This window comes from Paracoccus sp. (in: a-proteobacteria) (assembly GCF_047605025.1).
Taxonomy (GTDB): Bacteria; Pseudomonadota; Alphaproteobacteria; order Rhodobacterales; family Rhodobacteraceae; genus Paracoccus.
Map to the genome: position 1 here is coordinate 99,494 of NZ_JASGGO010000007.1, position 25,239 is coordinate 124,732.

Genomic DNA, 25,239 nt, shown 5'->3' on the forward strand with positions numbered 1-25,239 from the left:
AATCCTGCCCCCTTACAGAATCAGTTGCTTGGGTTTGCGCCATTCCAGCCAGAACACGATCATCAGACGCGTCAGGTAGATGGCGGTGAATACCGAGGTGACAAGCCCGATGGTCAGCGTCACGGCAAAGCCCTTGACCGGGCCGGCGCCCAGGAAGAACATCACCATGGCCGCGATGAACGAGGTCACGTTCGCGTCGATGATCGCCGACATGGCCTCGTTGAAGCCATCGTCGATGGCCTTGACCACCCGCTTGCCGCGCCGCAATTCCTCGCGGATGCGTTCGTAGATGATGACATTGGCATCGACGGCGGTTCCCACGGTCAGCACGATCCCCGCGATCCCCGGCAGGGTCAGCGTCGCGCCCATCATCGACATGACGGCAAGGATCAGAATGACGTTCACCGTCACCGCGATCGAGGCGATGACGCCGAAGAAGCCATAGCTCGCGATCATGTAGGCCACGACCGCCACGGTCGCGATGATCGAGGAAAGCCGCCCCGCATCGATGGAATCCTGCCCCAGTTCGGGGCCGATGGTGCGTTCCTCCAGGAAGGTCATCTGCGCCGGCAGCGCGCCCGCGCGCAGCAAGACCGCAAGCTGGGTCGAGCCTTCGACATTCATCGCACCCGAGATCTGGCCCGAGCCGGTGGTGATCGCCTGCCGGATCACAGGGGCCGAAATCACCTGATTGTCCAGCACGATGGCGAAGGGCTGGCCGATATTCGACGAGGTATAGGCGCCGAACCGCTTGGCTCCGGTGGGACCGAAGCGGAAATCGACCGCCGGCTGGCCGTTCTGGTCGAAGCTGGGGCGGGCGTCGGTCAGATCCTCGCCGGTGACGACGGGATTTTCTTCAAGCGTGTAATAGACCCCGGCCTCGTCCATCGAGGGCAGCACGATCTGGCCCGGTCCCGGACGGGCATTGGCGTCCGTGCCGCGGCCGACGACGGGATTGAAGGTCAGCTTCGCGGTGGTGCCGATCAGTTGCTTCAATTCCTCGGCGGAACCCAGGCCCGGCACCTGGATCAGGATCCGGTCCTTGCCCTGGCGAACGATGGTCGGCTCGCGCGTGCCGACCTCGTCGATGCGGCGGCGGATGATCTCCAGCGATTGCTGCACGGTGCGGTCGTCGGTCGCCGATTTCTCGGCATCCGACAATTGCACGGTCAGGCGGTTGCCCGCGCCGGAAACGGCCAGGTCGCTCTGCCCCGCCCCGGTCAGCGAACTGACGGGCGTGGCCAGGCCGCGCGCGATTTCGACCGCGCGGGTCATCTGGTCGGGATTGCCGATCTCGACGATCAACTGCCCGCCATCGGACGAGGCGATGCGCCGCACCGCGCCCACGGTGTCGCGCTGCGCCACAAGCTGATCGCGCAACTCGGGCCAAAGCGAATCCATCCGCGCCTTATAGACATCCGCGACATGGACCTCGCCCAGAAGATGCGCGCCGCCGCGCAGATCGAGCCCGAGGTTCACCAGCCCCGAGGGCAGCCAGTTCGGCCAGGCCGCGCGGGCCGCGACATCCTCGGGCGTCTCGACGCCGCTGCGCTCGATGTTTTCGATGGCGTCGTTATGCCCCTCGACCTTCGCATAGAAGAGGTTGGGCATCGCATAAAGCAGCCCCAGCGCCACCAGCACCAGGATCAGCACGCGTTTCCATGTCGGGATCTGAAGCATCTGGCGTGCGGCCTTAGCTGTTGGCGGCGACGGGGGCGGTTTTGCTGACCACGCCGGTGATCGAGGTGCGCACGACGCGCGATTTCACGCCCGGAGCGATCTCGACCTCAAGCTCGGTTTCGCGCACGGCGGTGACCTTGCCGATCAGGCCGCCCTGGGTGATCACCTCGTCGCCCTTCTTGACCGCCTCGACCATGGCGCGGTGCTCTTTCACGCGCTTCTGCTGCGGCCGGATCATCAGGAAATACATGATCACGAAGATCAGGATCAGCGGCGCGAAAGAGGCGATGGTGGAAGCCCCGGCAGGAGCGGCGGCGGCCTGGGCATAGGCGGGGGTCGCGAACATGGATTGATCCCTTGTCTCAACGTGCTCCGGGCGTCCCCCGGCGGAATTGGCGCGCACCCTAGCGGCGTGGGTCTGGGATGGCAAGAAAGCCCGCCCGACAAGTTTGTGTCCCGCCCCACGCGACGCGCCTGGGATAAGGTTCGGATGGCGGCTCCGCCCCCCGCGTTTTGCATGCCCCCTGACGGGTGACGGGTTGCAACAGGTTTGATGCCGGGTCGGGTTTCGGACCAATGAAATCAAATGGTTGCGGAAATAAATATCACAGAGTTTGATGCCATGGGGCCGAAAATCGGCCGATTTCGCGAAAATGGCGAAAATCCAGTGACAGGAAATCAATGGGTTAGAAAGAAAGGTGCGGGCTGTTTTGCCCCCGCACCTTCACGCGACCACTTCAGAGGTCGTCGCTTGGTGCCCAGGGCTGACCATCGCGCAGCACATCCCCCAACCACTTCCGATTACGCTGTATCGACTCCCGCTTGAACTCGTCGCTGTGTATCGCTGCCATATCCTGTCTCCTTTCTAGAGAGCATCGCTCTCAGAAGACCGGAACGAAACCGGGACAGGTCCAGCCCGGCGCGCAAGGCAGAGCCGCGAACCACTCCGCGACATCCTCGGCCGTCAGCGCCGCAGCGGGTGCCTCGCCGAGGTGGGGCAGGATGTGACCCTTGATGCCGTAGCGATGCCCGACCAGGGTTGCGGGCCTCCATTGCCCTGCGCTATCCGCCAGCCACCGCTCCGCGCACTCGGCCATCCGGCCGCTCTTCCAGTAATGCCTGCATGCTCGGGGCAAGGCCAGTCCCCCATGCGCCGGATGCCGACGAGTATCGGCAGGAAAGCCGCCCGTGGCCCCGGCCGCCTCCATATGGCGCTCCCGGAAAAGCCCATCGACCTGCCGCGTGAGAGTTTCGCACGGTGAATGACAGTCCCAGCCATGCCGGGGCCGTCACCTCAGGCACAGGTTTCGCGCGCCCCCTCCGCCTGCCAAGCCCCCCGACGATACCCCGGCCCAGCCATCTCGTCAGCGCAGGCAAAAGCCCCAGCCTCGTCTTTCTTGCCCAAATATCCTGGGGGAGCGCGGAACGCGCGGGGGCGAAGCCCCCACCGCCTTCGCCCCTCCCGCGATGGACTCCCCGCGATGGCTGTGGCAGCAGAGGCAGGTTCGCAGCAAACCGCACGAGGGCGCGCATGACCCAAGCTCATCCCCATCCGGCGCTGGCCGAGGAGCCGGGCGCCGATCCGACCGGCATTTCCCGGCTTCTGGCGATCATGGCGGCCCTGCGCCATCCGCAAACGGGCTGCCCCTGGGACATCGAACAGGATTTCGCCTCGATCGCGCCCTATACCATAGAAGAGGCACATGAGGTAGCCGATGCCATCGCCCGCGAAGCCTGGGACGAACTTCCGGGCGAATTGGGCGATCTGCTGCTGCAAGTGGTCTTTCACGCCCGCATGGCCGAGGAGACGGGGCTTTTCGCCTTTGCCGATGTGGTCGGGGGGATCTCGCGGAAGATGATCGACCGTCATCCGCATATCTTCGGCGACGAATCCCGCGACAAATCCGCCGAGCAGCAGATCCGCGACTGGGAGGCGATCAAGGCCGGCGAGCGCGCCGCCAAGGCCGAATCCGGCGTTCTGGACGGGGTGGCGCTTGGTCTTCCGGGGCTGACGCGCGCGGTCAAGCTGCAAAACCGCGCCGCCCGCGTCGGCTTCGACTGGGCCTCCCCAGAGGATGTGCTGGCCAAGCTCGCCGAGGAAAGCGCCGAACTCGTCGAGGCGCGAGAAGCCCGCGATCACGCCCATCTGACCGAGGAGTTCGGCGATCTTCTGTTCGTGATGGCGAACCTCGCCCGGCATCTGAAGATCGACCCCGAGGAGGCGTTGCGGATGGCCAATGCCAAATTCACCCGCCGCTTTGCCCATATCGAGGCGGCGCTGGCCGCGCGGGGCCGCCGTCCCGACGAAAGCGATCTGGCCGAGATGGACGCGTTGTGGGACGAAGCCAAGGCCGCCGAGAAAGCCGCGCCGTGAACCTGCCGCCGCATCTGGCCGCCCTGCCCGAATTGCGGCGGGCACGGGCGCTGGACCTGCTGCGCGACCTCGACAAGCGACGCGTCTGGCATATCGAACTGGACGGACGGCCCGCCTATCTGAAGGAATTCCGAGGACCGGATGGCGCGCGCGATGCCGAAGGCGCCGCCGCGCGGCTGCATGAGGCGGCGCGGACTCTGGGCCAGGGTCGCGACGGGGTTGCGTTGCCGATTCTGGTCTTGCCCCATGCTGGCGTCCTGGTGAGCGAAGCCGCGCCAGGGCGCCCGCTTGCCGGACTTTTACGGAACGCGGATCCTGCAACCCGCGCCCGGCTGGTCGCGCGGGCCGGGGCATGGCTGCACGCCCTGGCGCGGGACGGGGCCGAGACGGGCCGTTTCGGGCCGCACTTCTGGCTTCGGGGGCTGCGCCAAAGGGCGGATACTGCCGGGGGCGACTGGCTGGACCGTCCACTGGTCGCGGCGATACTGGCGCGGATGCGGGACGAGGCCCAGCCACTGCGCCAAAGGCCGATCCTGCGTGCCCGGCTGCATGGCGACCTGACCCCGGACAATCTGTTCTATGATCCCGCGCAGGACCGGATGACGGGGATCGACCTTCAGAATTGGGGTGCGATCCCCCTTGTCCGCGATCTCGCCCGCCTTCTGGTCTGGCTGGAAAGCCGCCGCGAACGGCCCCTGCCCGCCCGCGACGGTGTGGCGCGGGCCGATCACGAGGTGCTTCTGCGCGATCTGCCGCCCGATCAATTGCCTTTCCTGCGCTTCATGATCGCCGAGATCGCACTGGCCTATTACCTCGACAGTGCCCGGCAACCCCGGCGGCGGATAGCCCTGATCCGGGCCTTGCGCGGCTGGCTGGAAGGCCAGGTTGAGGATTCGAACGCCCCATTCTGAAACAAGAACGAGGGTGATCCGATTGGGCACGAAGGCGGCATGAACCGCATGCCGTCGCCGATGCGGAAGGGCATTCGATCCGGCTCCTCATGATCGCGGGCCACACCGGCCTGGCCGCCCTACCGGGCGACATGCCATCGGCCATCGACGGGGCCATGATGCCGACCTGTTCATTAATATATTGAAATCAATTGTTATAAATCCTGGCAAGGCTGGCCGGACATCCCGCAGAACACCCGCCAAATACGGCAGGCGCGGCGGCAGGATCGAGAGCATGTTCGGACGATCGAAGGGCTCGCGCCACATCGCGCTCCGCCACGACCGACACACCAAGGTCCTCCTCTGCACCGCAGCCATCATGCTCTGGATATGGGCCGTAACGGGTCCCGACCCTAGCTGTTTGATCCCACGGTTTGATGGTGCGATCCTTTCTATGGGCTGGAAAGATGACCGTATCTGAACACCGCACGGGCCCGGTCAGATACACAGCGTTTCAGACACTCCCTAGTGCGCAGATCATCCCGCCGCCAGCGGGCGCCAGGTTCGTTCCGGGGCCCGCCAGTCGATCCCCTCCAGCAGCATGGACAACTGCGCCGGCGTCAGCGCCACCTTGCCCTCCTTGGCCGAAGGCCAGACGAACCAGCAAGGACGCGACGGTCAAACGCTGCCACGACGAGAACCACGGACAGTCGCGCAGGCGCCTTTCAGAACAGCTAGGCTCCGAAGCCCTCGACCCACTCGATCAGCGCGGGCAGGCTGCGGCTGCGCAGGTCATAGCCCTGGACGATGCCGGCCCGCGCGGCCTCGCGCAGCCGCGCAGCCTCGGGATCGCCGGTCAGGCCCTTGATCAGCGCCGCCTCAAGCGCGGGCTGGTCGAAGAAGGGCACCAGCCGCCCGTTCACGCCATTCGTCATCACCTCGCGCACCGGCTCGGTATCCGAGGCGACGATCTGGCAGCCCGCCGCCATCGCCTCGGTCAGGGACCAACTGAGCACGAAGGGATAGGTCAGGTAGCAATGCACCCGCGTCACTTGCAGCAGCGCCAGATATTGCGCGTAAGGCACCCTGCCCAGGAAATGGATGCGCGACAGATCAAGTCGGCCCTCCAGTTCCGCCAGCATCTTGGCCTTCCAGCTTTCCGCGTCATGCGGCCGCCCGCCATAGCTGACCCCATCGCCACCGATCAGCACCACCTGCGCCCCAGGCCGCGCCCGCATCACCTCGGGCAGCGCGCGCATGAAGCGGTGAAAGCCGCGATAGGGTTCGAGCGAACGCGAGACATAGCTCAGCACCTCGTCCCCCGCCCGCAGCACCTGCCCATCGGGCAGGGTCAGGCTGGCATCCGCGTTCGGCCGCACCAGATCCGTGTCGATGCCGTCATGGATCACCGTCAGCTTGCTGCGCAGTTCCGGCGGAAAGCTTTCCGCCTGATAACGCGTGGGCGACAGGCCCGCATCCGCCTGCACCAGCCCCTGGATCAGATGGGCCGAGCGAGCCAGCGTCATCACCCGCCCCTCATCGCTGTCGGGACTGACCTCGGGGTCGAAGCCCACATCCTGGCCGCGCGTCCGATACAGAAGCTCCGCATAGACCAGAAGCCTGGCCTGCGGCCAGATCTCGCGCAGAAACAGCGTCTCGCCCCAGCCGGAATGCCCGATGATCAGGTCCGGGGTAAAGCCATGCTGGTCGCGCATCGCCCGGCAACCCCGCGCCGCCAGCCAGCCGCGCTCGGCATGCTCGGCATAGGATTTGGCCAGGCCGCGCACCGGGTTCTCGGGGGCCGGAGACTTGTAGCGCACCGTCTCGACCGGAGAGGGGCGCTTGTTATGCTCATCCGTCAGCGCCAGCACCTGATGGCCGCGCGCGGCCAGGGCAGGCGCCAGATGCAGGAACTGGCCGGGAAAGTTCTGGTGGACGAACAGGATTTTCATGCGAGCTTCGTCAGGAATGCGGCCTCGATCAGGCGCCGGGTATAATCGCTTTCGGGGGTATCGAAAACCTTGTCGGTGCTGCCCTGCTCGACCACGTCGCCCGCGCGCATGACCATGATCTGATGCGACATGGCGCGCACGACGCGCAGATCGTGGCTGATGAACAGGAAGGCCAGCCCGTGCCTGCGCTGCAACCGGCGCAAAAGCTCCACGATCTGGACCTGGACGGTCATGTCCAGCGCACTTGTCGGCTCGTCAAGAACCACCAGCTTGGGGCGCAGGATCATCGCGCGGGCAATGGCGATGCGCTGGCGCTGCCCGCCCGAGAACTCATGCGGATAGCGATGCATGCTGGCGGGATCCAGCCCCACCTCGCCCATGATCTCGGCGACCATCTCGCGGCGGTCGCGGCCGGGTTCCACATCATGGACGCCCAGCCCCTCGGCGATGATCTGCTCGACCGTCATGCGCGGGGAAAGGCTGCCGAACGGGTCCTGGAACACGATCTGCATGTCGCGCCGCAAGGCCCGCAGCGCGCGCCCCACCGCGCCCGAGATGTCGCGGCCCATGTAAAGAATGGTCCCCTTGCTTTCGATCAGCCGCATGATCGCCAGCGCCGCCGTGGTCTTGCCCGAACCGGATTCGCCCACGATCCCCAGCGTCTCACCCGCCCGGACCGACAGCGTGACCCCGTTGACGGCCTTCACATGGCCCACGGTGCGGCGCATGAAGCCGCGCTTGATCGGGAACCAGATCTTCAGGTCGCGCGTGGCCACCATCTCGGGCGCGTCCGGCGGCAGGGGGTCGGCGCGGCCCTGCGGCTCGGCCGCCAGCAGCATGCGGGTATATTCGTGCCGGGGGCTGGCGAATATTTCCGCGACCGGCCCCTGCTCGACGATCTCGCCGCCCTTCATCACGCAGACCCGATCGGCGATGCGACGCACCAGGCCCAGGTCATGGCTGATGAACAGCATCGACAGCCCCTCATCCGCCTTCAGCCGGGCCAGAAGCTCCATGATCTGGGCCTGGATGGTCACGTCCAGCGCCGTCGTCGGCTCATCCGCGATCAGAAGCTCGGGCCGGTTGGCCAGAGCCATGGCGATCATGATGCGCTGACGCTGCCCGCCCGAGAACTGGTGTGGGTAGTCCGCCAGGCGCTGCGCCGCATCGCGGATACCGACGCGGGTCAACAATTCGACGATCCGCGCCCGTGCGGCCGCCCCCTTCAGATCCTGGTGCAGCGCCAGGCTTTCGGCCAATTGCCGCTCCAGCGTATGCAGCGGGTTCAGCGATGTCATCGGCTCCTGGAAGATGAAGCTGATGTCATTGCCGCGCACCTTGCGCAGTTCCGCCTCGGAGGCACCGACCAGTTCCCGCCCCGCGTAACGGACCGAGCCGGCCAGTTCCGCGCTTTCGCCCAGAAGGCCCACGGTGGACAGCGCCGTGACCGATTTGCCAGAGCCGGATTCGCCGACCAGCGCCACCGTCTCGCCCTTGGCCACGGTGAAGCTGACCCCCTTGACGGCGGGGACCAGGGCGCCGTCCTGCCGGAACCCGATGCGCAGGTCTTCGACTTTCAGAACCGGCGTCATCGGAAGGTCTTTCTTGGATCGAAGGCGTCGCGGATGCCTTCGAAGACGAAGACCAGCAGCGACAGCATGATGGCGAAACTGAAAAAAGCGGTGAAGCCCAGCCAGGGCGCTTGCAGGTTCTGCTTGGCCTGCAAGGCCAGTTCCCCCAGCGACGGCGCCGAGGTCGGCAGCCCGTAGCCCAGGTAATCCAGCGCCGCCAGCGACGAGATCGTGCCCGTCACCACGAAAGGCAGCATGGTCAGGGTCGCCACCATGGCGTTGGGCAGGATATGGCGGAACATGATCACCCGGTCGCTGACCCCCAGCGCGCGGGCGGCGCGGACATATTCGAAGTTCCGCGCCCGCAGGAACTCGGCCCGCACCACGCCGACCAGCGCCGGCCAGCCGAACAGGATCGAGACGAAGACCAGCAGCCAGAAGCTGCGCCCCAGGATCGCGAACAGGATGATAATGACGTAAAGAGAGGGGGTTGATCCCCATATCTCAAGCAGTCTCTGAAACACCAGATCGGTGCGCCCGCCGAAATATCCCTGGACCGCGCCCGCCGCGATCCCCAGCACGGAACTGACCGCCGTGACGATCAGCGTGAACAGGATCGAAAGGCGAAAGCCATAGATCACCCGCGCCAGCACATCGCGCGATGTGTCGTCCGTGCCCAGCCAATGCGCGCCGTCGGGCGCGCTGGGGGCGGTGCCCACATTGTTGATGGTGCGGTAGTGATAGGGGATCACCGGCCACAGCATCCACCCCTTCTCGACCGCCTCGCCGCCGATCCGGCCGGTCCGCGCGGCCTCGGCCTCGGTGGCTTCAGGATCGTCCCAGCATTCCTCGCGCCCGCCGGTGCGGATCAGGCATTGCACGCCGGGATCGGTATAGATCGCCTCGGTGCCGAAATCGCCGCCGAAGGCGGTTTCGGGATAGAAGCGATAGACCGGGAAGTAATAGCCGCCCTTGTAGCTGACGATGATCGGCTTGTCGTTCGCGATCAGCTCGGCGAAAAGCGAGGCCACGAACATTACCGAGAAGATGATCAGCGACCAGAAGGCGCGGCGATTGCGGCGGAAATTGCGCAGCCGGCGGCGGTTCAGTTCCGTCATCGCCATCAGCCGGCCCTCCGCTCGAAGTCGATGCGGGGATCGACCAGCACATACATCAGATCCGACAGGATCCCGACCACCAGGCCCAGCAACCCAAAGACATAAAGCGTGCCGAAGATCACCGGATAATCGCGCTGCACGGCGGCCTCGAAGCCCAGGCGCCCCAGCCCGTCCAGCGAGAATATCGTCTCGATCAGCAGCGACGAACCGAACAGCACGCCCAGGAACATGGCCGGAAAGCCCGCGATCACGATCAGCATGGCGTTGCGGAAGACATGGCCGTAAAGCACCCGGCGCTCGGTCAGGCCCTTGGCGCGGGCGGTCATCACATATTGCTTGTTGATTTCGTCCAGAAAGCTGTTCTTGGTCAGCAGGGTCAGCGTGGCGAAGCTGGCGATGGTCGTCGCCACCACCGGCAAAGTGATATGCCACAGGTAATCCCAAGCCTTGCCCCAAAGGCTAAGATCCGCGAAATTGTCCGAGGTCAGCCCGCGCAGCGGAAAGATCTGCCAATAGCTTCCGCCCGCGAACAGCACCATCAGCAGCACAGCGAACAGGAAGGCCGGGATCGCGTAGCCGACGATGATGATGCCGCTGGTCCAGGTATCGAAGGCGCTGCCCGCGCGCACCGCCTTGCGGATGCCCAGCGGGATCGAGATCAGATAGGCGATCAGCGTGGACCACAGCCCCAGCGTGATCGACACCGGCATCTTTTCCACCACCAGATCCACCACCGAGATCGAGCGGAAGAAGCTGGTCCCGAAATCGAACCGCAGATAATTGCCCAGCATGATCAGGAAACGATGCGCCGCGCCGATCTTTTCCTTGTGGCATTCGGGGGATTTCAGGTCCGGCTCGCCCTGATGGCCCGGCGCGCAGGCGATCCTGGCAAAGCCCATCTGCACCTCAAGCTGGTCCAGAAGCTCGGGCGGGATGCCGCGGGCGCCGGCATATTCGCCGCTTTGCGCCTGGGGGGCGTCGCCGCCGCCCGTGATGTTGCGCAACGCGTCCCCCTCGCCCTGGACCCTGGCGATGACCTGCTCGATCGGGCCGCCGGGGACGAATTGCGTCAGCGTGAAATTAACCAGCATGATGCCGATCAAGGTGGGTATGATCAGCAGCAAACGCCGCAGGATATAGGCTGCCATCTGCCCCTTCTCTCCGCCTGCTCCGCGCGGGCCTTCCGCCCTAGCGCAGCGCGCCGGATTGTTTCAGCTTTTCGGCCTTATCGGCGTCATACCACCAGAAATCAAGCTCACCCAGGGCATAGGGGGGCAGGTTCAGGGGATGGGCGAACTGGTCGTAATAGGCCACGGTATATTCCGGCTTGAACCATTGCGGCACCCAGAAGCGCAGGCTGCGCAAGGCCCGGTCCAGCGCGTGGATCGCCGTATCCATCTTTTCCTGGGTATCGGCGGCGATGCCCTGCTGGATCAGCCTGTCCACCGCCGGATTGGCCAGCCCCATCGGATTGAAGACATCGCCCACGTTTTCCGAGCCGAAGGTCTGCTCGGTATCGGCGTTCAGGATATACGCCTGCCCGATCTGCGCGGTGACCAGATCGAAATCGTGGCTGCGGGTGCGGTTGGTCAGTTCGGCATCGTCGACGCGGGTATTCACCGCATCGATCCCGGCGGCGCGCAGGTTCTGCACGAAGGGGTTGATCACCCGGTCGAAGGTCGGGCTGTCGTTCAGGAACTCGATCCGCAGGACCTCGCCCTTGCCGTTCCGGCGCATGCCGTCATTGCCGACCTTCCAGCCCGCTTCGTCCAGAAGCTTGGCCGCCCGGCGCATGTTGCCCCGGTCAAGCTGGGTCTTGCCGCCCTGGGGCTGCACCACCGCGTCATCGGTCAGCACGCCCGGCGGCAGATCCTTCGCCACGGGTTCCAGCAAGGCAAGCTCGGCCGCCGAGGGCGGCCCGCTGGCCATCAGGTCGCTGTTGTCCCAAGGCGAATTCACGCGCTGGTAAAGGCCGTAGAAAAGCGTTTCGTTCGCCCATTCGAAATTGAACAGAAGCCCGACCGCCTCGCGCACGCGGATGTCCTGGAACTTCTCGCGGCGCAGGTTGAAGACCCAGGCCTGGCCGGAGGCAATGCTTCCGTCGGGCAGGCTTTCCTTCTTGACCACGCCCGACTTCATCGCGGGGAAGTCATAGCGCGTGGCCCAGTGGATCGAACTCGCTTCGTTTCGGAACGTATAGGCGCCGGCCTTGAAAGCCTCGAACGCGCTGTCGTAATCGGCGAAATATTCGATGCGGATACGGTCGAAATTATGGCGCCCGACATTGATCGGCAAGTCCTTGCCCCAGTAATCCGGGTTGCGCCGATAGCTGACCGAGCGGCCCATATCGGCACGCTCGAACACATAAGGCCCCGAGCCCAGAAAGGGCGTGCCGCTGGATTGCTCGATATCGCGCTTGTTCTTGCGAAAATCCTCGCGCGAGAAGACGATCTGGCCGCCGACCGCCTGGATCACCTCGCGGCGCGGATAGTCCGGCCGGAAATAGAACTTGATCCGCCGGTCGTCCAGCACCTCGGCCTTGGCCACCACTTTCGCGATCACCGTGCGATAGGACGAAAGCCCCTTGTCGCGCAGGATCTCGAAGGAAAACAACACGTCATGCGCGGTCAGGGGCGTCCCGTCCGAGAATTTGGCCTGCGGACGCAGGTTGAAGATCACCCAATCCCGGCTGGGCGGATATTCGATGCTTTCGCATAGCAGGCAATAGGTCGCGCCGGTCTCATCCGCGACGGGTTCCATCAGCGCCTCAAGCGGCGCGCTGGAAAGCGCCGCCGCCCGGCCGCGATGGGTATAGGGGTTGTAACTGTCGAAGCCGCCCGAGGCCCATTCCGAAATCTCGCCGCCCTTGGGCGCGTCCGGGTTCACATAACGCAGATGCTTGAAGTCCGGGGGCAGTTCCGGCGTGCCGAAGACCGAAATCCCCGTCGCCACGACATTGCCCGAGGCGGGCGCGGCATCCTGCGCCAGCGCCAGGCCGGGGCAGAGGGCAAGGGCCGCAAGAGCGGGCGCCAGTCGGGCGAAGCGCGGCAGGGACAAGGGCTTGGGGCTGGTGCGCGGCGGGGTCTTGGTCATCGGGGCGGGTGGATCCTCTGGCTCGAATGGCATGTGCTCTGCCTTTGGCCGTCACGCTAGCAGCCAGGCGGGGGCGATCAACATGCAATTGCGTGAATGCCCTGGGACCGCGCGGCGGCGCGAATGAAAAAGGCGCCCCGAGGGGCGCCCCGCCTGCCCCTGGGCCGGCCTTATTTCATCGTTTCCAGATAGGCGATCAGGTTCGCGCGATCCTCGATCTTGGGCAGGCCCGCGAAGGTCATCTTGGTGCCCTTGGCGGCGGTCTTTGGGTTCAGCAGGAAATGCTGCAACGCCTCGGGCGTCCATTCCGGCGCCTCGGCCGCATGGGCCTTCATGCCGTCGGAATAGTTGAAGCCCGCGACCGTGGCCACGGCGCGGCCGACCACGCCGTTCAGATGCGGGCCGGTGCCGTCGGTGCCGTCGAGCTTGTGGCAGGCCTTGCATTTGCCGAACACCTTCTCGCCCGCCGTGGCGTCGGCCGAGGCCATGACGGCGGCGAAATCCGGCCCCTCATCGGCGGCCTTGCCGGCATCGGCGGCACCTTCGGGAACGGGAATCGTATAGGCCTGGGCATGCTCGCCCTCGCCATGTCCCGAAGGTCCGACATGATAGATTCCCGACGCCGCCCAACTCACCAGCAACAGAAACAGCAGCGCACCTATGAAGGCGCCAGCCGCCTTGGTGATGGTCATCGTGTCGAACATGTCTGCGGGCCTCCCCAAGTCCGTGGATAGGCGTATCTATGCGCTTTTGTTCTGGCCGATCAAGGTATAGTTGTCGCCCCGCAAGGAACTGGACCATGGCGTGCCCGCCCCGCCACGGCCCGCAGGAGGGGCCACGAAAAATGAGCGAAAACACCATCGCATTCCAGGGAGAGCCGGGCGCCTACAGCCACCAGGCTTGCCGCAGCTATCGCCCCGGCATGGAAGTCCTGCCATGCAGCACCTTCGAGGACACCATCGAGGCGGTGCGCGACGGGCGCGCCCGTCTGGCCATGCTGCCGGTCGAGAATTCGACCTATGGCCGGGTGGCCGACATCCACCACCTGCTGCCGGAAAGCGGGCTGCACATCATCGGCGAGGGATTCGTGCGGGTGCGCATCGCGCTGCTGGCCGTGCCGGGCACGAGGATCGAGCAGGTCGACCGGGCCATGAGCCATCCCGTGCTGCTGGGTCAATGCCGCAACTTCATGCGCAAGCACCAGATCCGCGCCCTGGTCGGCCCCGACACCGCCGGATCGGCCATGGAGGTCGCCCGGCGCGGCGAGCCGGCCCTGGCCGCCCTGGCCGCGCCCCTGGCGGGAGAGATCTATGGGCTGGACGTGCTGGCCTCGGGGATCGAGGACCGGCAGAACAACACCACCCGTTTCCTGATCATGTCGCGCGAGCCGGACTTCACCCGCCGCCCGAACGCACAGGGCGGCACCCGGATGATGACCACCTTCGTCTTCCGGGTCCGCAACATCCCGGCGGCCCTTTATAAGGCGATGGGCGGCTTCGCGACCAATGGCGTCAACATGACCAAGCTGGAAAGCTACATGGTGGACGGCATCTTCACCGCGACGCAGTTCTATGCCGATATCGAGGGCCATCCCGAAGACCCGCATGTCGCCCGCGCGCTTGAGGAGCTGGCCTATTTCACCTCAAGCCTGGAAATCCTGGGCGTCTACCCCGCCGACCCGTTGCGCGACGAGCAGACGCAGGACGCCTGACACGCCAGCCCCGCCCTGGCATCAGCCCCGCCCTGGCATCAGGCTGTCCCGGAGGCCAGCTTGCCGACCAGATCGCCGATCCGCTCGGCGAACTTGCGATCAAGCTGGCCCTTGCCCAGCTTGGCCGTCTGAAGCATCAACCGCGCCTTCATCCCGCGCGGCTGCATGCTCAATTCGAACAGCAGCCGCGATTTCGAGGGCGACAGCGCCACCACGGTCGCCGAGACCTCAAGGTTGAAATGCTCCGAGGCGCCGGCGATGTTCAGCCGCTCGGGCGGTGCCAGGCCGGTCACCTGAAGGCGCAGTTCCCGCGCCCTGCCGCGCCAGTCGAAATCCACGAGCCAGGCATTGCCAAGCGAGGGCTGCGGATTGCCGTCCATACGCCGCAGCCGCGCCCCGCGCCGGACCAGCACCCGCTCGATCTTAGGGAAATCGGTGATGGCGGCGAACAGGGCCGCCGCGGGCAGGTCAATATCCTCGCGTGTCGAAAATTTCATGTTCCACCGACGTTGTTCAGGGCTTTCCGTTGTAAACCGCAATCGGCCCATGCTTGCAAGCTCGGCACGAAAGGTTAGGAAACCCATAGTGGATAACAATCTTGGGTTGCATAAAATCTTATATGACCACATGACTTCCGCATGAACGCGCACTCTCTCACCCCGCTTCACGGCAATCCGGCAACGACCGTCCCGCTCAAGGTGATGGCGACCACGGATCTGCACATGCATATGCTGGGATATGACTATTTCGCCGACCGTCCGACCCGCCGTTTCGGCCTGTCGCGCGTGGCCCATCTGATCGAAGCCGAGCGCGGCGAGGCGCCGAACTGCCTGCTTTTCGACAATGGCGATTTTCTGCAAGGCAACCCCCTGGGTGATTTCCTGGCCCAGGCCCCTGCCCCACGCGGCCCCCATCCAGCCATCGCGGCCATGAACGCGCTGGGTTATGACGCGGCCACGCTGGGCAATCACGATTTCAGCTTCGGCCTTTCCTATCTACGCCGCGTGCTGGGGGGCGCGCGATTTCCCTTCGTCTCGACCAATCTGCGCAGCCGTGCGGGACTGAACTGCGCGCGGACGCTGGTGCTGGATCGAGAGGTCCGGGACCGCGCGGGCGGGCGGCATCCGCTGCGGCTGGGCGTGCTGGGCTTTCTGCCGCCCCAGACCGTGGCATGGGAGCCGGAACTGCGCGGCGAGGTCTGGATCGACGACATCGTCGAGACCGCCCGCGAGGGCATCGCCCGCCTGCGCGCGCAGGGTGCGCATCTGATCCTGGCGCTGTCTCATAGCGGTATCGGCCCGCTGGAACCGCGCCCGATGATGGAAAACGCGGCAACCGCGCTCGCCGCGCTTCCGGGGATCGACCTGGTGATCTGCGGCCATACGCATCGCGTCTTTCCCGCCCCCGACCACCCGCAGGGACCGGGAATCGACATCGCCTCGGGGACATTGGCGGGCAAGCCCGCGGTGATGCCGGGCTTCTGGGGCTCGCATCTGGGGGTGATCGAGCTTGAACTGATCCCCGGCCCGACCCCCGGCGCGGATTGGCGCATCGCGACCTTCCGCAGCCGCTGCGAGCCGGTCGCGGACCTGCCCGAGCATGTGCAGGTCGCGGCGCCCGCGCTTGCGGCACATCGCCAGGCGCTGAAGCATTTCCGCCATCGCGTGGGCCGCACGCAGCAGCCGCTTTCCAGCCATTTCGCGCTGATCGGGCAGGATGCGGGGCTGCGGCTGGTGGCCATGGCGCAACGCTGGCATCTGCGCCGGGCGCTGGCGCGCGGCCCCTGGCGGAACCTGCCGATCCTGTCGGCGGCCGCGCCCTTTCGCGCCGGAGGCAGGGGCGGGCCCGACCACTATACCGATGTCCCCGAGGGCCGGCTGACGCTGGCAAGCCTGGCCGATCTTTACCTGTTCCCGAACCGGCTTTGCGCTGTGCTGATGACGGGCGCGCGGCTTGCGGACTGGCTGGAACGCTCGGCCAGCCTCTTTCACCGCATCCAGCCCGGCGCGCGGGATCAGGAGTTGACCGATCCCGAATTCCCAAGCTACAGCTTCGACCTGATCGACGGGCTGCAATGGCAGCTCGACCTTAGCCGGCCAGCGCGCCACGCCCCGGATGGACGCCTGCTTGACCCCCAGGCGCGACGGGTGACGGACCTTCGCCATGCCGGCCTGCCCGTGCGGCCGGACCAGCCCTTCATCCTGGCGACGAACAGCTATCGGCTGTCCGACTGCGGCTTCTTCGCGCCAAGCCTGCGGGGCCAGCCGGTGATCCTCTCGGGCGGGCCGCGCACCCGTGACGTGATCCGCCGCTATGTCGCGCGAAACCGACTGGTGGCGCCCCGGGCCGGAATGGGCTGGTGCTTTCGCCCGATGCCGGAAACGACGGTGTTGTTTCACACCTCGCCCATGGCGCGGCCGCGGCTGGACGGCCTGCCCCTGCGGGCCGAGGACCTGGGCGAGGGACCGGACGGTTTCATGACCCTGCGGCTGCGGCTGGACTAGAGGGTTCGACCCTTGCATCCCGCCCCTTGCATCCCCGCCCGAAGCCCCCTATCTAGGCCGCGAGAGGTTGGCGCGGGCGAGCGCCTTGCCAACCCGGTCAGGTCCGGAAGGAAGCAGCCGTAACGAGTCCCGCTTGGGTCGTCGTCCAGCCTCTCACCGCTCTCCCTCCTTGCCAGTCGCATCCGTCAATCTGGTGTGATTTCCCGAATGATCTGAGGCTACCGTCAGACGGCATTCGTGGTGATGCCAGGAATGGGGCATCCGCGCCTTGCAGATCCGCGCGAAAGCTTCGGCCATCAGCGGATTGAACCGCCCCGGATTTACCGAAGGCTCCAACTCCTGAGCAGGATAGAGCATCATGCCGCCCGACCTGATCAGCCGCGTCACCGACACCACGGTCCAGACCTGCATCGTTCACTTGATCCGGCATTCCATGAGTTTCTGCCGCTGGAAGGACCGCAAGGCGGTGGCCGCCCACCTGCGCCCGGTCGACCAGGCCCCGGCCGCCGAGGAAGCCGCCACCAGGCTGATCTTCCTGGCTATCCGCAATTTCAAGAAAGGCAGCCGCGCCGTCCGGGAATGGGCTGCCGCCCGCCAGTTGCTGCTCCATCTGATCAGCCAGATCCACGAGCAGACCTTTACCATCGTCACCGCCAATCTCGAATTCGGAAAGTGGCTGGAATCACGTGATCCATGGACCATCATCTTTCAGACGGCCCGCGCAGGCGGGTTCGCACGGGATTTCCAATACCCCCTCGACCCGTGGACTATGGACCACCGATGGCTGGAGAGTTTGCGATCCGCCGCGCAGCCTCTCCGCCATTGGGGGAAACCTTCCTGAACCTGGGCTTGGGCAGGCGCGCGGAAAGATCAAGATGCGTGCCTGGGGCGTCCCCTGACATTCGCCGCAGGGCCAGAAGCAGGGTTGCCGCCTATCCCTTGCCGGCAGGTGCCTGTTCCCGCCCCACCCCTTCCACGGCTCGGGCGGCACGGCCACCCCGAAATGCGCCGGGGGCATGGGCCTGGGTTTTCCCGGCTCGCGCCGGAAGGCTCAGGCCCCCCTGCCCAGCTTCTTCAGCCGCGCATCACGCAGACGGGCGAAGTCGTCGCCCGCATGGTAGGAAGAGCGCGTCAACGGCGTCGCCGAGACCATCAGGAAGCCCTTGCCATAAGCCGCCTTCTCATAGCCCGCGAACTCCTCGGGGGTGACGAAACGATCCACGCGGTGATGCTTGGAGCTGGGTTGCAGATACTGGCCGATGGTCATGAAATCCACATCCGCCGCGCGCATGTCGTCCATCACCTGCATCACGCTCTGCCGGTCCTCGCCCAGGCCCACCATGATCCCCGATTTGGTGAACATGGCCGGGTCAAGCTCCTTGACCTTCTGCAACAGGCGCAGGCTGTGGAAATAGCGCGCGCCGGGGCGGACGGTTGGATAAAGGCCGGGCACGGTCTCCAGGTTGTGGTTGAACACATCGGGACGGGCCTCGACCACCACCTCAAGCGTGCCGGGCTTGGATTTCAGGAAGTCGGGGGTCAGCACCTCGATGGTGGAATCCGGGCTGCGGTGACGAATCGCGCGGATGGTCTGGGCGAAATGCTCGGCCCCGCCATCGTCCAGATCGTCGCGATCGACCGAGGTGATCACGACATGCTTCAGCCCCAGCTTCTGCACGGCATGGGCGACGCGGCCCGGCTCGAAGACATCCAGCGCATTGGGCCGGCCGGTCGCCACGTTGCAGAAGGTGCAGCCGCGGGTGCAGATCTCGCCCATGATCATCATGGTGGCGTGGCCCTGCGACCAGCATTCGCCGACATTGGGACAGCCCGCCTCTTCGCAGACGGTCGAAAGGCGGTTTTCCCGCATGATGTCGCGGGTCTTCTTGTAGCCTTCGGAAGTCGGCGCCTTGACCCGGATCCAGGAGGGCTTCTTGGGCTGTTCCTGATCGGGCCGATGGGCCTTTTCGGGATGGCGTTGCTCGGGCATCCGAAGGTCGCGCAAGGTCATGTCCTTTCCATCGCGGTTGCTTCAGAAATAACCGCTTGAACGGACGATGGCAACGCCGGGTGGGCCGGCCCCGGCACGGCGTGCTTTGCGGCAATGCGGCATCGGCGCGACCGGGCCACACCATGCCCGCACACCATGCCCGCACGCGAGCCGAGTTGCGATTGCCGCGCCGCAGCATTATCCCTGCCGCGGGGAGGTCAACAGCAGAGGCGGCCCAACCGCCCCCATCAAAGGAATAAGCCATGCAAATCGGAGCGCAACTGCCCCATGTCACCTTCCGCACGCGGGTCCGCGACGAATCGGTCGGCGGCCCCAACCCCTATCGCTGGCAGGACATGACCACGGCCGATTATTTCGCAGGAAAGCGCGTGGTGCTGTTCTCGCTGCCGGGGGCGTTCACGCCGACTTGCTCGACCTACCAATTGCCCGGCTTCGAGAGTTCCTTCGAACAGATGCGCGATCTGGGGATCGACGCGATCTATTGCATGTCGGTCAATGACAGCTTCGTCATGAACCAATGGGCGCGCGCCCAGGATCTGAAGAACGTCAAGGTCGTCCCGGACGGCTCTGGCGAGTTCACCGACAAGGTGGGCATGCTGGTGCGCAAGGACAATCTGGGCTTCGGCGCGCGAAGCTGGCGCTATGCCGCGATCATCGACGACGGCAAGGTCGAAGCCTGGTTCGAGGAAGCCGGCCGCTGCGACGATTGCGCCGAGGATCCCTATGGCGAAACCTCGCCCGAGACGGTGCTGGCCTGGCTTCAGGATCATTCCGCGCATGTCGCGGCCTGACCCGGCAGGCAGCCGCAACAATGACGAAGGGCGCCACCGGGGCGCCCTTTTTCCGTTCCCACGACCTGGCCGAGGCGCCCTAGCCGATCAGCGGCGCGCCCGAGCCATAGGTCTCGGTATAATGCCGGTCCAGACGCATCAGGGCCAGGCGCAGGACGATCTTGCCCGAACGCGCGCACCAGCCCAGCCGCCGCTCGGTCATCTCGATCCCTTCCAGAAAGCAGCAGACCCGCAGGCACATGTCGCCCATGCCCGGCCCCAGTTCGCGCAGGGCGGCCGCGACGCGGTTGCGCGCCCCCTCGGAGCCACCGCCATGCATCGCCGACACGCGTGACGTATCGATGCCGGCAGTCAGGAAACGATCCCAGTTCTGGGTGATGCGCGGCCCCATCTGCGCCAGCTCGAAATCCTCGCGCAGCCGCTCGCCCGCGCCGACCATGCCCGGCGTCAGGAACGGAGAGCCGTCAGGCTCGCGCCGCCGCGCCAGCATCAGAAGCGGGCTTTCGGCGATATTGACGCGCGCGCGGCGGCGGCGGCCATCTTCGGGATCGGCGATCACCTGGTCTTCGTAAAGGCGGTGGCGGTCGGCATGGGTGAACTCCGCCGCCTCCTCGGCACAGCCCTGCGGATCGGCAACGGGAACGGCCAGCGCGAAATCCTCGCCCTGGGGCAGCGCGCCGGCGCGCCGGGCCGCCAGAAGGCCGCGCAGCACCTCGCGCCCCTGCCCCGAAATCGCATAGCGGTTCATCCGCCCCTGCTGCACCAGCATCACCCATGAGCGGATGGCCATGTGCTCGGCCAGTTCCCGGTCGAGGATCGCGGTGCGGATCTCGTTGCGCACGACGATGGCCTTGTCCATGCCCTTGGCCACGATCATCCGCGCTTCCGGCTCGGCCAGCCGGCGCAGGATACGGGCGATCTGCTTCATGCCGGTCTTGCCCGGCATCGCCCCCCCGCGCGCGCCCGGCAGCGCCGGACCGGCGGCGGCATGCCCGGGCACCGCCTGGGCCGCCCGCTCGACCGCCTGATCGACCAGCGGATCGTCGCGCCGCGCCTCGAAGCGGCGGATGCGGCGCAGGATGGTCGAGGCGTGCAAGCCCAGTTCGCGGGCCAGCGAGCGGATCGTCTCGCCTCCCTCGACATGACGCAGATACAGGCCCAGATCGCCGTCCTCGACCAGCCCGGCGGCGGGCTTCTCCGGCACGCTCATCTCGGGCATGGCGGCAGGGGCGGGATGCGAATCCTCGGGCGAATTGCAGACCGGCGCCTGCTGGCCGGCGGGCAACCCGGTCAGCGGGGCGCCAAGGACGAAATCTCCCGTCTGAATTATCATGTCCATTCCTTCGTTCCTGAGGCGATTTTGCTGCATCTCGCCCGTTGGTTGTGCGCATCTCTGCTGCCAGCGGGCAGAAGAACGGCCGAGATGGAGTGATATTTCCTAACATTTCCTAAAGAATCCTTGCCACGCCGCGCGCAGCAGCGGGCTTTGGTGCAACGCACGTTTAGGTTGTCAATAATCCGTTAAACCCGAGGTCCAGCAGGAGAACCGCGATGACCATGATGCCGAACGTGATCCATTTTCAGCCGCGTCCCATGGTGGCGGGGCTTGCGACGCCCATGCACCGCCCACGCCTTTTGGTGCGGGCCGCGCGGGCGGGGTTGCCCTCGTATAGCCGCAAGCGCGACCTGCGCCGCGTGCTGAAATGCGACGAATTGCCGTTGGCCGGCCAGGCCCTCTCCCGCCTGGTCGCGGAAGAGGACCGGCTAGACCAGGCGCGGCGCGAAAAGGCCGCCGATTACGATATTCGGCATCACCTGCTGGTGCTGATCGCCCTGATCGCCGAGGCGGTGCTGGCGATGCCCTGCCCGATCACGCGGAATACGGCCGCACGAACGGGCACCGATCCGATCACTTTCCCCGGAAAAGCGAGCCGAGCACGCCCCTGACCAGTGCCTGCCCGGTCTTGCTGCCAAGCTGCCGGGCCAAGCTTTTGCCGAAGGCTTCGACGACCGTGTCGCTGCTTGACCGGCGCGCCGCCGGTGCCTTGGGCTGCGGCGCATCGGGGATCTGGATGCGGGGGTCATAGCGCCGGCCGCGCCCTGGTTGCGGCTTGACCTGCCACAGATCGCCATCCTCTTTTTCCGCCGTGACCTTGCTTGCCGCCTGCGCCGCCTCGTCGGCGCGGCGCGCCAGGATTTCATAGGCAGAGTCGCGGTCCAGAAGCTTGCCGTATTTCAGCGCCATCGGGCTTGCCGCGATCATCGCGGCACGCTCGGCATCGGGGATCGGGCCAAGCTGCGCCAGAGGCGGGCGGATCAGCGTCCGCTGCGCGACGCCCGGCACCCCCTTCGCCTCAAGCAGGGATGTCACCGCCTCGCCGGTGCCGACCGACTGGATCGCCTCGGCGGTGTCGAAAGCGGGGTTCGGCCGATAGTTCTGCGCCGCCAGCCGCAGCGCCTTCTGGTCCTTGGCCGTAAAGGCCCGCAGCGCGTGCTGCACCCTGTTGCCAAGCTGGCCCAGCACGGAATCGGGCAGGTCGGCCGGGTTCTGGCTGATGAACCAGACGCTGACCCCTTTCGAGCGGATAAGCCTTGCCACCTGCTCGATCTTCTCGATCAGCGCCGGGGGGGCGTCGTTGAACAGAAGATGCGCCTCGTCGAAGAAAAAGGCGATGCGGGGTTTGTCGGGATCGCCGATCTCGGGCAATTGCTCGAAAAGCTCGGACATGAGCCACAACAGGAAGGTCGCATAAAGCCTGGGCGAGTTCATCAGCTTCTCGGCCGAGAGGATGTTGACCACCCCCTTCCCCGAGGCGTCCAGCCGCATGATGTCGGCAAGCTCCAGCGCCGGCTCGCCGAACAGAAGGTTGCCCCCCTCATTCTCAAGCACCATCAGCGCGCGCTGGATCGCCCCCACCGAGGCGGTTGAGACATTACCGTATTTCAGGCTCAGATCCTTGGCGTTCTGCCCGACCCAGACCAGCATGGCCTGCAAGTCCTTCAGGTCAAGAAGCCCCAGCCCCTCGTCGTCGGCGACGCGGAAGGCGATGTTCATCACCCCCTCCTGCACGTCGCTCAGCCCCATCAGGCGCGACAGAAGCAGCGGCCCCATCTCGGCCGGGGTGGTGCGGACGGGGTGCCCGCGCTCACCCCAGACATCCCAGAACGTGACGGGAAAGCCCTGATAATCCAGCTCGACCCCGATCTGCCGGGCACGCGCGGCGAAAGCCTCGGCCAGCTTCGGCTCCTGGCCGCCGGGCTTGGCGATGCCCGCCAGATCTCCCTTCACATCGGCCATGAACACCGGCACTCCCGCGCGCGAAAACGATTCGGCCAGGGTCTGCAAGGTCACCGTCTTGCCCGTGCCCGTCGCCCCGGCGATCAGCCCGTGGCGATTGGCGTATTTCAGCAGCAGGTTCTGCGCTTCGGCATGACCCTCGCCCCCGCCGCCGACGAAGACGGTTCCCGTTTCCAGATTGATGATCCCGGCCATGCTGACTCCATGATATCGGCAAAAAAGTGCAGGCGACTATGAAATGACAATACAATTGAAAGTATTCTGTGCCAGTCTGTTCTTGTCGGCATGCGCCTGGCGCTTCCGGCATTCCTCCCTGTTGGACTGCCGCGCCTTCGGGCGCGGCTTTTTTCCGGCCCCGGCGACAGTCCCGCCGCGCGCTTCACGGCATGGCGATTAGGACAGTTGACGCCTAATGGCCTTGCCTCTAGCTTTCTGTCCAATGATGACCGGCCAGTCCGGCAGGGAAGGTAAGCATCGGGAGCCGGGGTATACAATCGTCCCGGCTTCCTTATTTCCGGCGCTCCGCGCCGCAATCCCGCTCCTGGGCCAAGGCACGGATATGTCAGGCGAAGAAAACACAAAGGTGACGGAATCGCGCTGCAATCCCGCCTGACAACCCGCGGGACGCGTGCTAGGACCAAGCACGAAACTTGGACCGAAGGAAAGCACCATGGCCAATAGGACATCTGCGGCTCTGCTCGCCGCCATCTTTGCGATCGCCACCTCATCGGGCGGCGCGATGGCGCAAAATTCCGAGGCTCCCGCCACCGAAGCACCGGCGACCACCGAGACCTCCGCCGCCGCCCCCGCGGCCGAAGCACCGGCCGCAGAAGCCCCCGCCACGACCGCCGAGACACCTGCCGAGACGCCCGCCACCACCGCACCCGAAAACACCGAGCCGCAGGTTGGCCAGACCTATGCGAAATCGACGCATGGCGATTGGACGCTGCGCTGCATGAAGACCCCGGACGGCAAGGATCCCTGCGAGCTTTACCAATTGCTCAAGGACCAGAACGGCGCCTCGGTGGCCGAAGCCTCGCTTCTGCCCATGTCGGGCGATGTCAAGGCCGTCATCACTTTCATTGCGCCGCTGGAAACCGACCTTCAGGCCGGGCTTGGGCTGCAAGTCGATTCGGGCAAAGCCGGGCGCTACCCTTTCATGCTTTGCGCGCCCGTGGGCTGCATCTCGCGCATCGGCCTGAGCGATGCCGAACTGGGTCCGATGAAGAAAGGCACCAAGGCGACCGTCTCGCTTCTGCCCTTCGGCGCGCCGAAGGAAAAACTGGTCAGCCTGACCATGTCCCTGAAAGGCTTCACCGCCGGGCTTGACGCGTTGACGCAGGCCGGCGCGGCCCCGGCGCCGGCTGCCGCCCCGGCCAAGAAGAACTGATCCCGCCGGGGGCCGCGCGCCCCCGCTTCGCGAAGAAGGGCCGGGCGCCATCGCACCCGGCCCTTCTTTCATTGATGGCGGGGCCCAACGGCCCCGCCATCTTGCATTCAGCCAGTGGGCAAGGCCACGAAACGCGGCTCGCCTTCCCGGCGCACCATCATCAGGATTGACTTGCGCCCGGCATCCTTGGCTTCCTTCACCCGCGCCTCCAGATCGGCCAGCGAGGTAACGGGCTGCTGGCCCGCCTCGGTGATCACATCGCCGGGCGTCAGGCCCTTGTCGGCGGCGGCGCCCTCGGGATCGACCTCCTGGACCACCAGCCCGCTGGTGTCGCGACCCAGGCCAAGCTGGTCCGCGATCTCGGGGGTCAGCGGTGCCACGGTCATGCCCATCAGCTTGCTGGTGCCGGTATCGGCCTGCGCGGGCTTGGCCTGGCCATCCGGCGCGGCTTCGGCCAATTCACGCCGGCCCAGCGTGATCTTCAGATCCAGCGGCTTGCCGTCGCGCTGGACGACCACATCGACCGCCTGCCCCACCGGCGCATCGGCCACGCGGCGCACCAGGTCGCGCGGATCCTTGACCTCGCCTCCAGCGAAGTTGGTGATCACGTCGCCCGCCTTCATCCCGGCATCCGCCGCCGGACCCGTGGGCACATCCGTGACCATCGCGCCCTGCGCATGGGCCAGACCCAGGCTTTCGGCGATATCGTCGGTCACGGGCTGGATCTTGACGCCCAGCCAGCCGCGCCGCGTCTCGCCGAATTCCTCAAGCTGGCTCACGACCTTGCTGACCACGTTCGACGCCATCGAGAAGCCGATGCCGATCGAGCCGCCATTGGGCGACAGGATCGCGGTGT

At 65.9% G+C, this 25,239-nt stretch carries 21 protein-coding genes, 1 other RNA gene and 2 pseudogenes; 9 read left to right on the plus strand and 15 right to left on the minus strand.

The features are described 5' to 3' along the window. Positions 1–12: 12 nt before the first annotated feature. From secD to QM682_RS06155, 3 genes are all read right to left on the minus strand, one after another. Positions 13–1,680 (minus strand): protein translocase subunit SecD, encoded by a 1,668-nt coding sequence (gene secD / locus QM682_RS06145; RefSeq protein WP_415128059.1) that lies wholly within the window; start codon positions 1,678–1,680, stop codon positions 13–15. Between the two features lie 13 nt (positions 1,681–1,693). Next, positions 1,694–2,026 (minus strand): preprotein translocase subunit YajC, encoded by a 333-nt coding sequence (gene yajC / locus QM682_RS06150; RefSeq protein ID WP_415128060.1) that lies wholly within the window; start codon positions 2,024–2,026, stop codon positions 1,694–1,696. Positions 2,027–2,561: 535 nt separating this feature from the next. Beyond that, on the minus strand, positions 2,562–2,777 hold the full coding sequence (locus QM682_RS06155) for a hypothetical protein (protein WP_415128061.1): 216 nt from the start codon (positions 2,775–2,777) through the stop codon (positions 2,562–2,564). Between the two features lie 434 nt (positions 2,778–3,211). Here QM682_RS06155 and mazG point away from each other — a divergent pair, with 434 nt between their 5' ends. Beyond that, positions 3,212–4,054 (plus strand): nucleoside triphosphate pyrophosphohydrolase, encoded by an 843-nt coding sequence (mazG, locus tag QM682_RS06160; RefSeq protein ID WP_415128062.1) that lies wholly within the window; start codon positions 3,212–3,214, stop codon positions 4,052–4,054. After that, positions 4,051–4,965 carry a phosphotransferase gene (locus QM682_RS06165; RefSeq protein WP_415128063.1) on the plus strand — a complete coding sequence of 305 codons (915 nt, stop codon included), beginning with the start codon at positions 4,051–4,053 and terminating at the stop codon, positions 4,963–4,965. Before mazG ends, QM682_RS06165 begins: the two co-directional genes overlap by 4 nt. Positions 4,966–5,481: 516 nt before the next feature. Here QM682_RS06165 and tnpB read toward each other — a convergent pair. The 7 genes and pseudogenes from tnpB to QM682_RS06200 form a co-directional block, all read right to left on the minus strand. Then, positions 5,482–5,604 (minus strand): annotated as a pseudogene (tnpB, locus tag QM682_RS06170) (IS66 family insertion sequence element accessory protein TnpB); the annotation flags it as partial. Positions 5,605–5,678: 74 nt separating this feature from the next. Next, positions 5,679–6,896: a glycosyltransferase gene (locus QM682_RS06175; RefSeq protein WP_415128064.1), complete on the minus strand. Its 1,218-nt coding sequence runs from the start codon at positions 6,894–6,896 to the stop codon at positions 5,679–5,681. Further along, positions 6,893–8,488 carry an ABC transporter ATP-binding protein gene (locus QM682_RS06180; RefSeq protein WP_415128065.1) on the minus strand — a complete coding sequence of 532 codons (1,596 nt, stop codon included), beginning with the start codon at positions 8,486–8,488 and terminating at the stop codon, positions 6,893–6,895. Before QM682_RS06180 ends, QM682_RS06175 begins: the two co-directional genes overlap by 4 nt. Beyond that, the gene (locus QM682_RS06185; RefSeq protein WP_415128066.1) at positions 8,485–9,591 is read right to left on the minus strand and encodes an ABC transporter permease; all 1,107 of its coding nucleotides are present in this window, start codon (positions 9,589–9,591) and stop codon (positions 8,485–8,487) included. The genes QM682_RS06180 and QM682_RS06185 overlap by 4 nt, the downstream gene beginning before the upstream one ends. Beyond that, positions 9,591–10,733 (minus strand): microcin C ABC transporter permease YejB, encoded by a 1,143-nt coding sequence (locus QM682_RS06190; protein ID WP_415128067.1) that lies wholly within the window; start codon positions 10,731–10,733, stop codon positions 9,591–9,593. The genes QM682_RS06185 and QM682_RS06190 overlap by 1 nt, the downstream gene beginning before the upstream one ends. Before the next feature lie 40 nt (positions 10,734–10,773). Continuing rightward, the gene (locus QM682_RS06195) at positions 10,774–12,678 is read right to left on the minus strand and encodes an extracellular solute-binding protein (protein WP_415128086.1); all 1,905 of its coding nucleotides are present in this window, start codon (positions 12,676–12,678) and stop codon (positions 10,774–10,776) included. Positions 12,679–12,848: 170 nt separating this feature from the next. Continuing rightward, positions 12,849–13,382, minus strand: coding sequence for a c-type cytochrome (locus QM682_RS06200; RefSeq protein ID WP_415128068.1), 534 nt, complete (start codon positions 13,380–13,382; stop codon positions 12,849–12,851). Positions 13,383–13,522: 140 nt separating this feature from the next. Here QM682_RS06200 and QM682_RS06205 point away from each other — a divergent pair, with 140 nt between their 5' ends. Then, the gene (locus QM682_RS06205) at positions 13,523–14,389 is read left to right on the plus strand and encodes a prephenate dehydratase (RefSeq protein WP_415128069.1); all 867 of its coding nucleotides are present in this window, start codon (positions 13,523–13,525) and stop codon (positions 14,387–14,389) included. A gap of 38 nt (positions 14,390–14,427) precedes the next feature. Here the strand turns inward: QM682_RS06205 and QM682_RS06210 are convergent, their stop codons facing one another. Then, the gene (locus tag QM682_RS06210; protein WP_415128070.1) at positions 14,428–14,886 is read right to left on the minus strand and encodes a hypothetical protein; all 459 of its coding nucleotides are present in this window, start codon (positions 14,884–14,886) and stop codon (positions 14,428–14,430) included. A gap of 141 nt (positions 14,887–15,027) precedes the next feature. Here QM682_RS06210 and QM682_RS06215 point away from each other — a divergent pair, with 141 nt between their 5' ends. From QM682_RS06215 to QM682_RS06225, 3 genes and pseudogenes are all read left to right on the plus strand, one after another. Further along, the gene (locus QM682_RS06215) at positions 15,028–16,893 is read left to right on the plus strand and encodes a bifunctional 2',3'-cyclic-nucleotide 2'-phosphodiesterase/3'-nucleotidase (protein WP_415128071.1); all 1,866 of its coding nucleotides are present in this window, start codon (positions 15,028–15,030) and stop codon (positions 16,891–16,893) included. A gap of 60 nt (positions 16,894–16,953) precedes the next feature. Further along, positions 16,954–17,052: signal recognition particle sRNA small type (gene ffs / locus QM682_RS06220), an RNA gene on the plus strand. A gap of 205 nt (positions 17,053–17,257) precedes the next feature. Then, positions 17,258–17,734 (plus strand): annotated as a pseudogene (locus QM682_RS06225) (transposase); the annotation flags it as partial. A gap of 210 nt (positions 17,735–17,944) precedes the next feature. Here the strand turns inward: QM682_RS06225 and lipA are convergent. After that, on the minus strand, positions 17,945–18,904 hold the full coding sequence (gene lipA, locus QM682_RS06230; protein WP_415128072.1) for a lipoyl synthase: 960 nt from the start codon (positions 18,902–18,904) through the stop codon (positions 17,945–17,947). 242 nt (positions 18,905–19,146) lie between these two features. On the opposite strand from lipA, the gene QM682_RS06235 reads away from it, so the two are divergent. Continuing rightward, on the plus strand, positions 19,147–19,695 hold the full coding sequence (locus QM682_RS06235; protein WP_415128073.1) for a peroxiredoxin: 549 nt from the start codon (positions 19,147–19,149) through the stop codon (positions 19,693–19,695). 79 nt (positions 19,696–19,774) lie between these two features. Here QM682_RS06235 and QM682_RS06240 read toward each other — a convergent pair whose 3' ends face one another. Continuing rightward, positions 19,775–21,034 (minus strand): DUF6456 domain-containing protein, encoded by a 1,260-nt coding sequence (locus QM682_RS06240; protein ID WP_415128074.1) that lies wholly within the window; start codon positions 21,032–21,034, stop codon positions 19,775–19,777. Between the two features lie 212 nt (positions 21,035–21,246). On the opposite strand from QM682_RS06240, the gene QM682_RS06245 reads away from it, so the two are divergent. Then, complete coding sequence (locus tag QM682_RS06245) at positions 21,247–21,642, plus strand: DUF6477 family protein (protein ID WP_415128075.1); 396 nt, start codon at positions 21,247–21,249, stop codon at positions 21,640–21,642. On the opposite strand, the gene QM682_RS06250 is transcribed toward QM682_RS06245, so the two are convergent. Continuing rightward, a complete protein-coding gene (locus QM682_RS06250; protein WP_415128076.1) occupies positions 21,605–23,188 on the minus strand; it encodes a helicase HerA-like domain-containing protein in 1,584 nt (527 codons plus the stop codon). The two genes, QM682_RS06245 and QM682_RS06250, sit on opposite strands and share 38 nt — an antisense overlap. A 475-nt stretch (positions 23,189–23,663) precedes the next feature. Between QM682_RS06250 and QM682_RS06255 the strand changes: the two genes are divergently transcribed. Continuing rightward, positions 23,664–24,383, plus strand: coding sequence for an invasion associated locus B family protein (locus QM682_RS06255; protein ID WP_415128077.1), 720 nt, complete (start codon positions 23,664–23,666; stop codon positions 24,381–24,383). Positions 24,384–24,490: 107 nt separating this feature from the next. Here QM682_RS06255 and QM682_RS06260 read toward each other — a convergent pair. After that, on the minus strand, positions 24,491–25,239 hold a 749-nt coding region (locus QM682_RS06260; protein WP_415128078.1), incomplete at its 5' end, for a PDZ domain-containing protein.

Excerpts from the sequence above, each read along its gene's own strand:
- secD (WP_415128059.1), bottom strand. The coding sequence starts at position 1,680 with ATGCTTCAGATCCCGACATGGAAACGCGTGCTGATCCTGGTGCTGGTG.
- yajC (WP_415128060.1), bottom strand. The coding sequence starts at position 2,026 with ATGTTCGCGACCCCCGCCTATGCCCAGGCCGCCGCCGCTCCTGCCGGG.
- QM682_RS06155 (WP_415128061.1), bottom strand. The coding sequence starts at position 2,777 with ATGGCCGAGTGCGCGGAGCGGTGGCTGGCGGATAGCGCAGGGCAATGG.
- mazG (WP_415128062.1), top strand. The coding sequence starts at position 3,212 with ATGACCCAAGCTCATCCCCATCCGGCGCTGGCCGAGGAGCCGGGCGCC.
- QM682_RS06175 (WP_415128064.1), bottom strand. The coding sequence starts at position 6,896 with ATGAAAATCCTGTTCGTCCACCAGAACTTTCCCGGCCAGTTCCTGCAT.
- QM682_RS06180 (WP_415128065.1), bottom strand. The coding sequence starts at position 8,488 with ATGACGCCGGTTCTGAAAGTCGAAGACCTGCGCATCGGGTTCCGGCAG.
- QM682_RS06185 (WP_415128066.1), bottom strand. The coding sequence starts at position 9,591 with ATGGCGATGACGGAACTGAACCGCCGCCGGCTGCGCAATTTCCGCCGC.
- QM682_RS06190 (WP_415128067.1), bottom strand. The coding sequence starts at position 10,733 with ATGGCAGCCTATATCCTGCGGCGTTTGCTGCTGATCATACCCACCTTG.
- QM682_RS06195 (WP_415128086.1), bottom strand. The coding sequence starts at position 12,678 with ATGACCAAGACCCCGCCGCGCACCAGCCCCAAGCCCTTGTCCCTGCCG.
- QM682_RS06200 (WP_415128068.1), bottom strand. The coding sequence starts at position 13,382 with ATGTTCGACACGATGACCATCACCAAGGCGGCTGGCGCCTTCATAGGT.
- QM682_RS06205 (WP_415128069.1), top strand. The coding sequence starts at position 13,523 with ATGAGCGAAAACACCATCGCATTCCAGGGAGAGCCGGGCGCCTACAGC.
- QM682_RS06210 (WP_415128070.1), bottom strand. The coding sequence starts at position 14,886 with ATGAAATTTTCGACACGCGAGGATATTGACCTGCCCGCGGCGGCCCTG.
- QM682_RS06215 (WP_415128071.1), top strand. The coding sequence starts at position 15,028 with ATGAACGCGCACTCTCTCACCCCGCTTCACGGCAATCCGGCAACGACC.
- lipA (WP_415128072.1), bottom strand. The coding sequence starts at position 18,904 with ATGACCTTGCGCGACCTTCGGATGCCCGAGCAACGCCATCCCGAAAAG.
- QM682_RS06235 (WP_415128073.1), top strand. The coding sequence starts at position 19,147 with ATGCAAATCGGAGCGCAACTGCCCCATGTCACCTTCCGCACGCGGGTC.
- QM682_RS06240 (WP_415128074.1), bottom strand. The coding sequence starts at position 21,034 with ATGGACATGATAATTCAGACGGGAGATTTCGTCCTTGGCGCCCCGCTG.
- QM682_RS06245 (WP_415128075.1), top strand. The coding sequence starts at position 21,247 with ATGACCATGATGCCGAACGTGATCCATTTTCAGCCGCGTCCCATGGTG.
- QM682_RS06250 (WP_415128076.1), bottom strand. The coding sequence starts at position 23,188 with ATGGCCGGGATCATCAATCTGGAAACGGGAACCGTCTTCGTCGGCGGC.
- QM682_RS06255 (WP_415128077.1), top strand. The coding sequence starts at position 23,664 with ATGGCCAATAGGACATCTGCGGCTCTGCTCGCCGCCATCTTTGCGATC.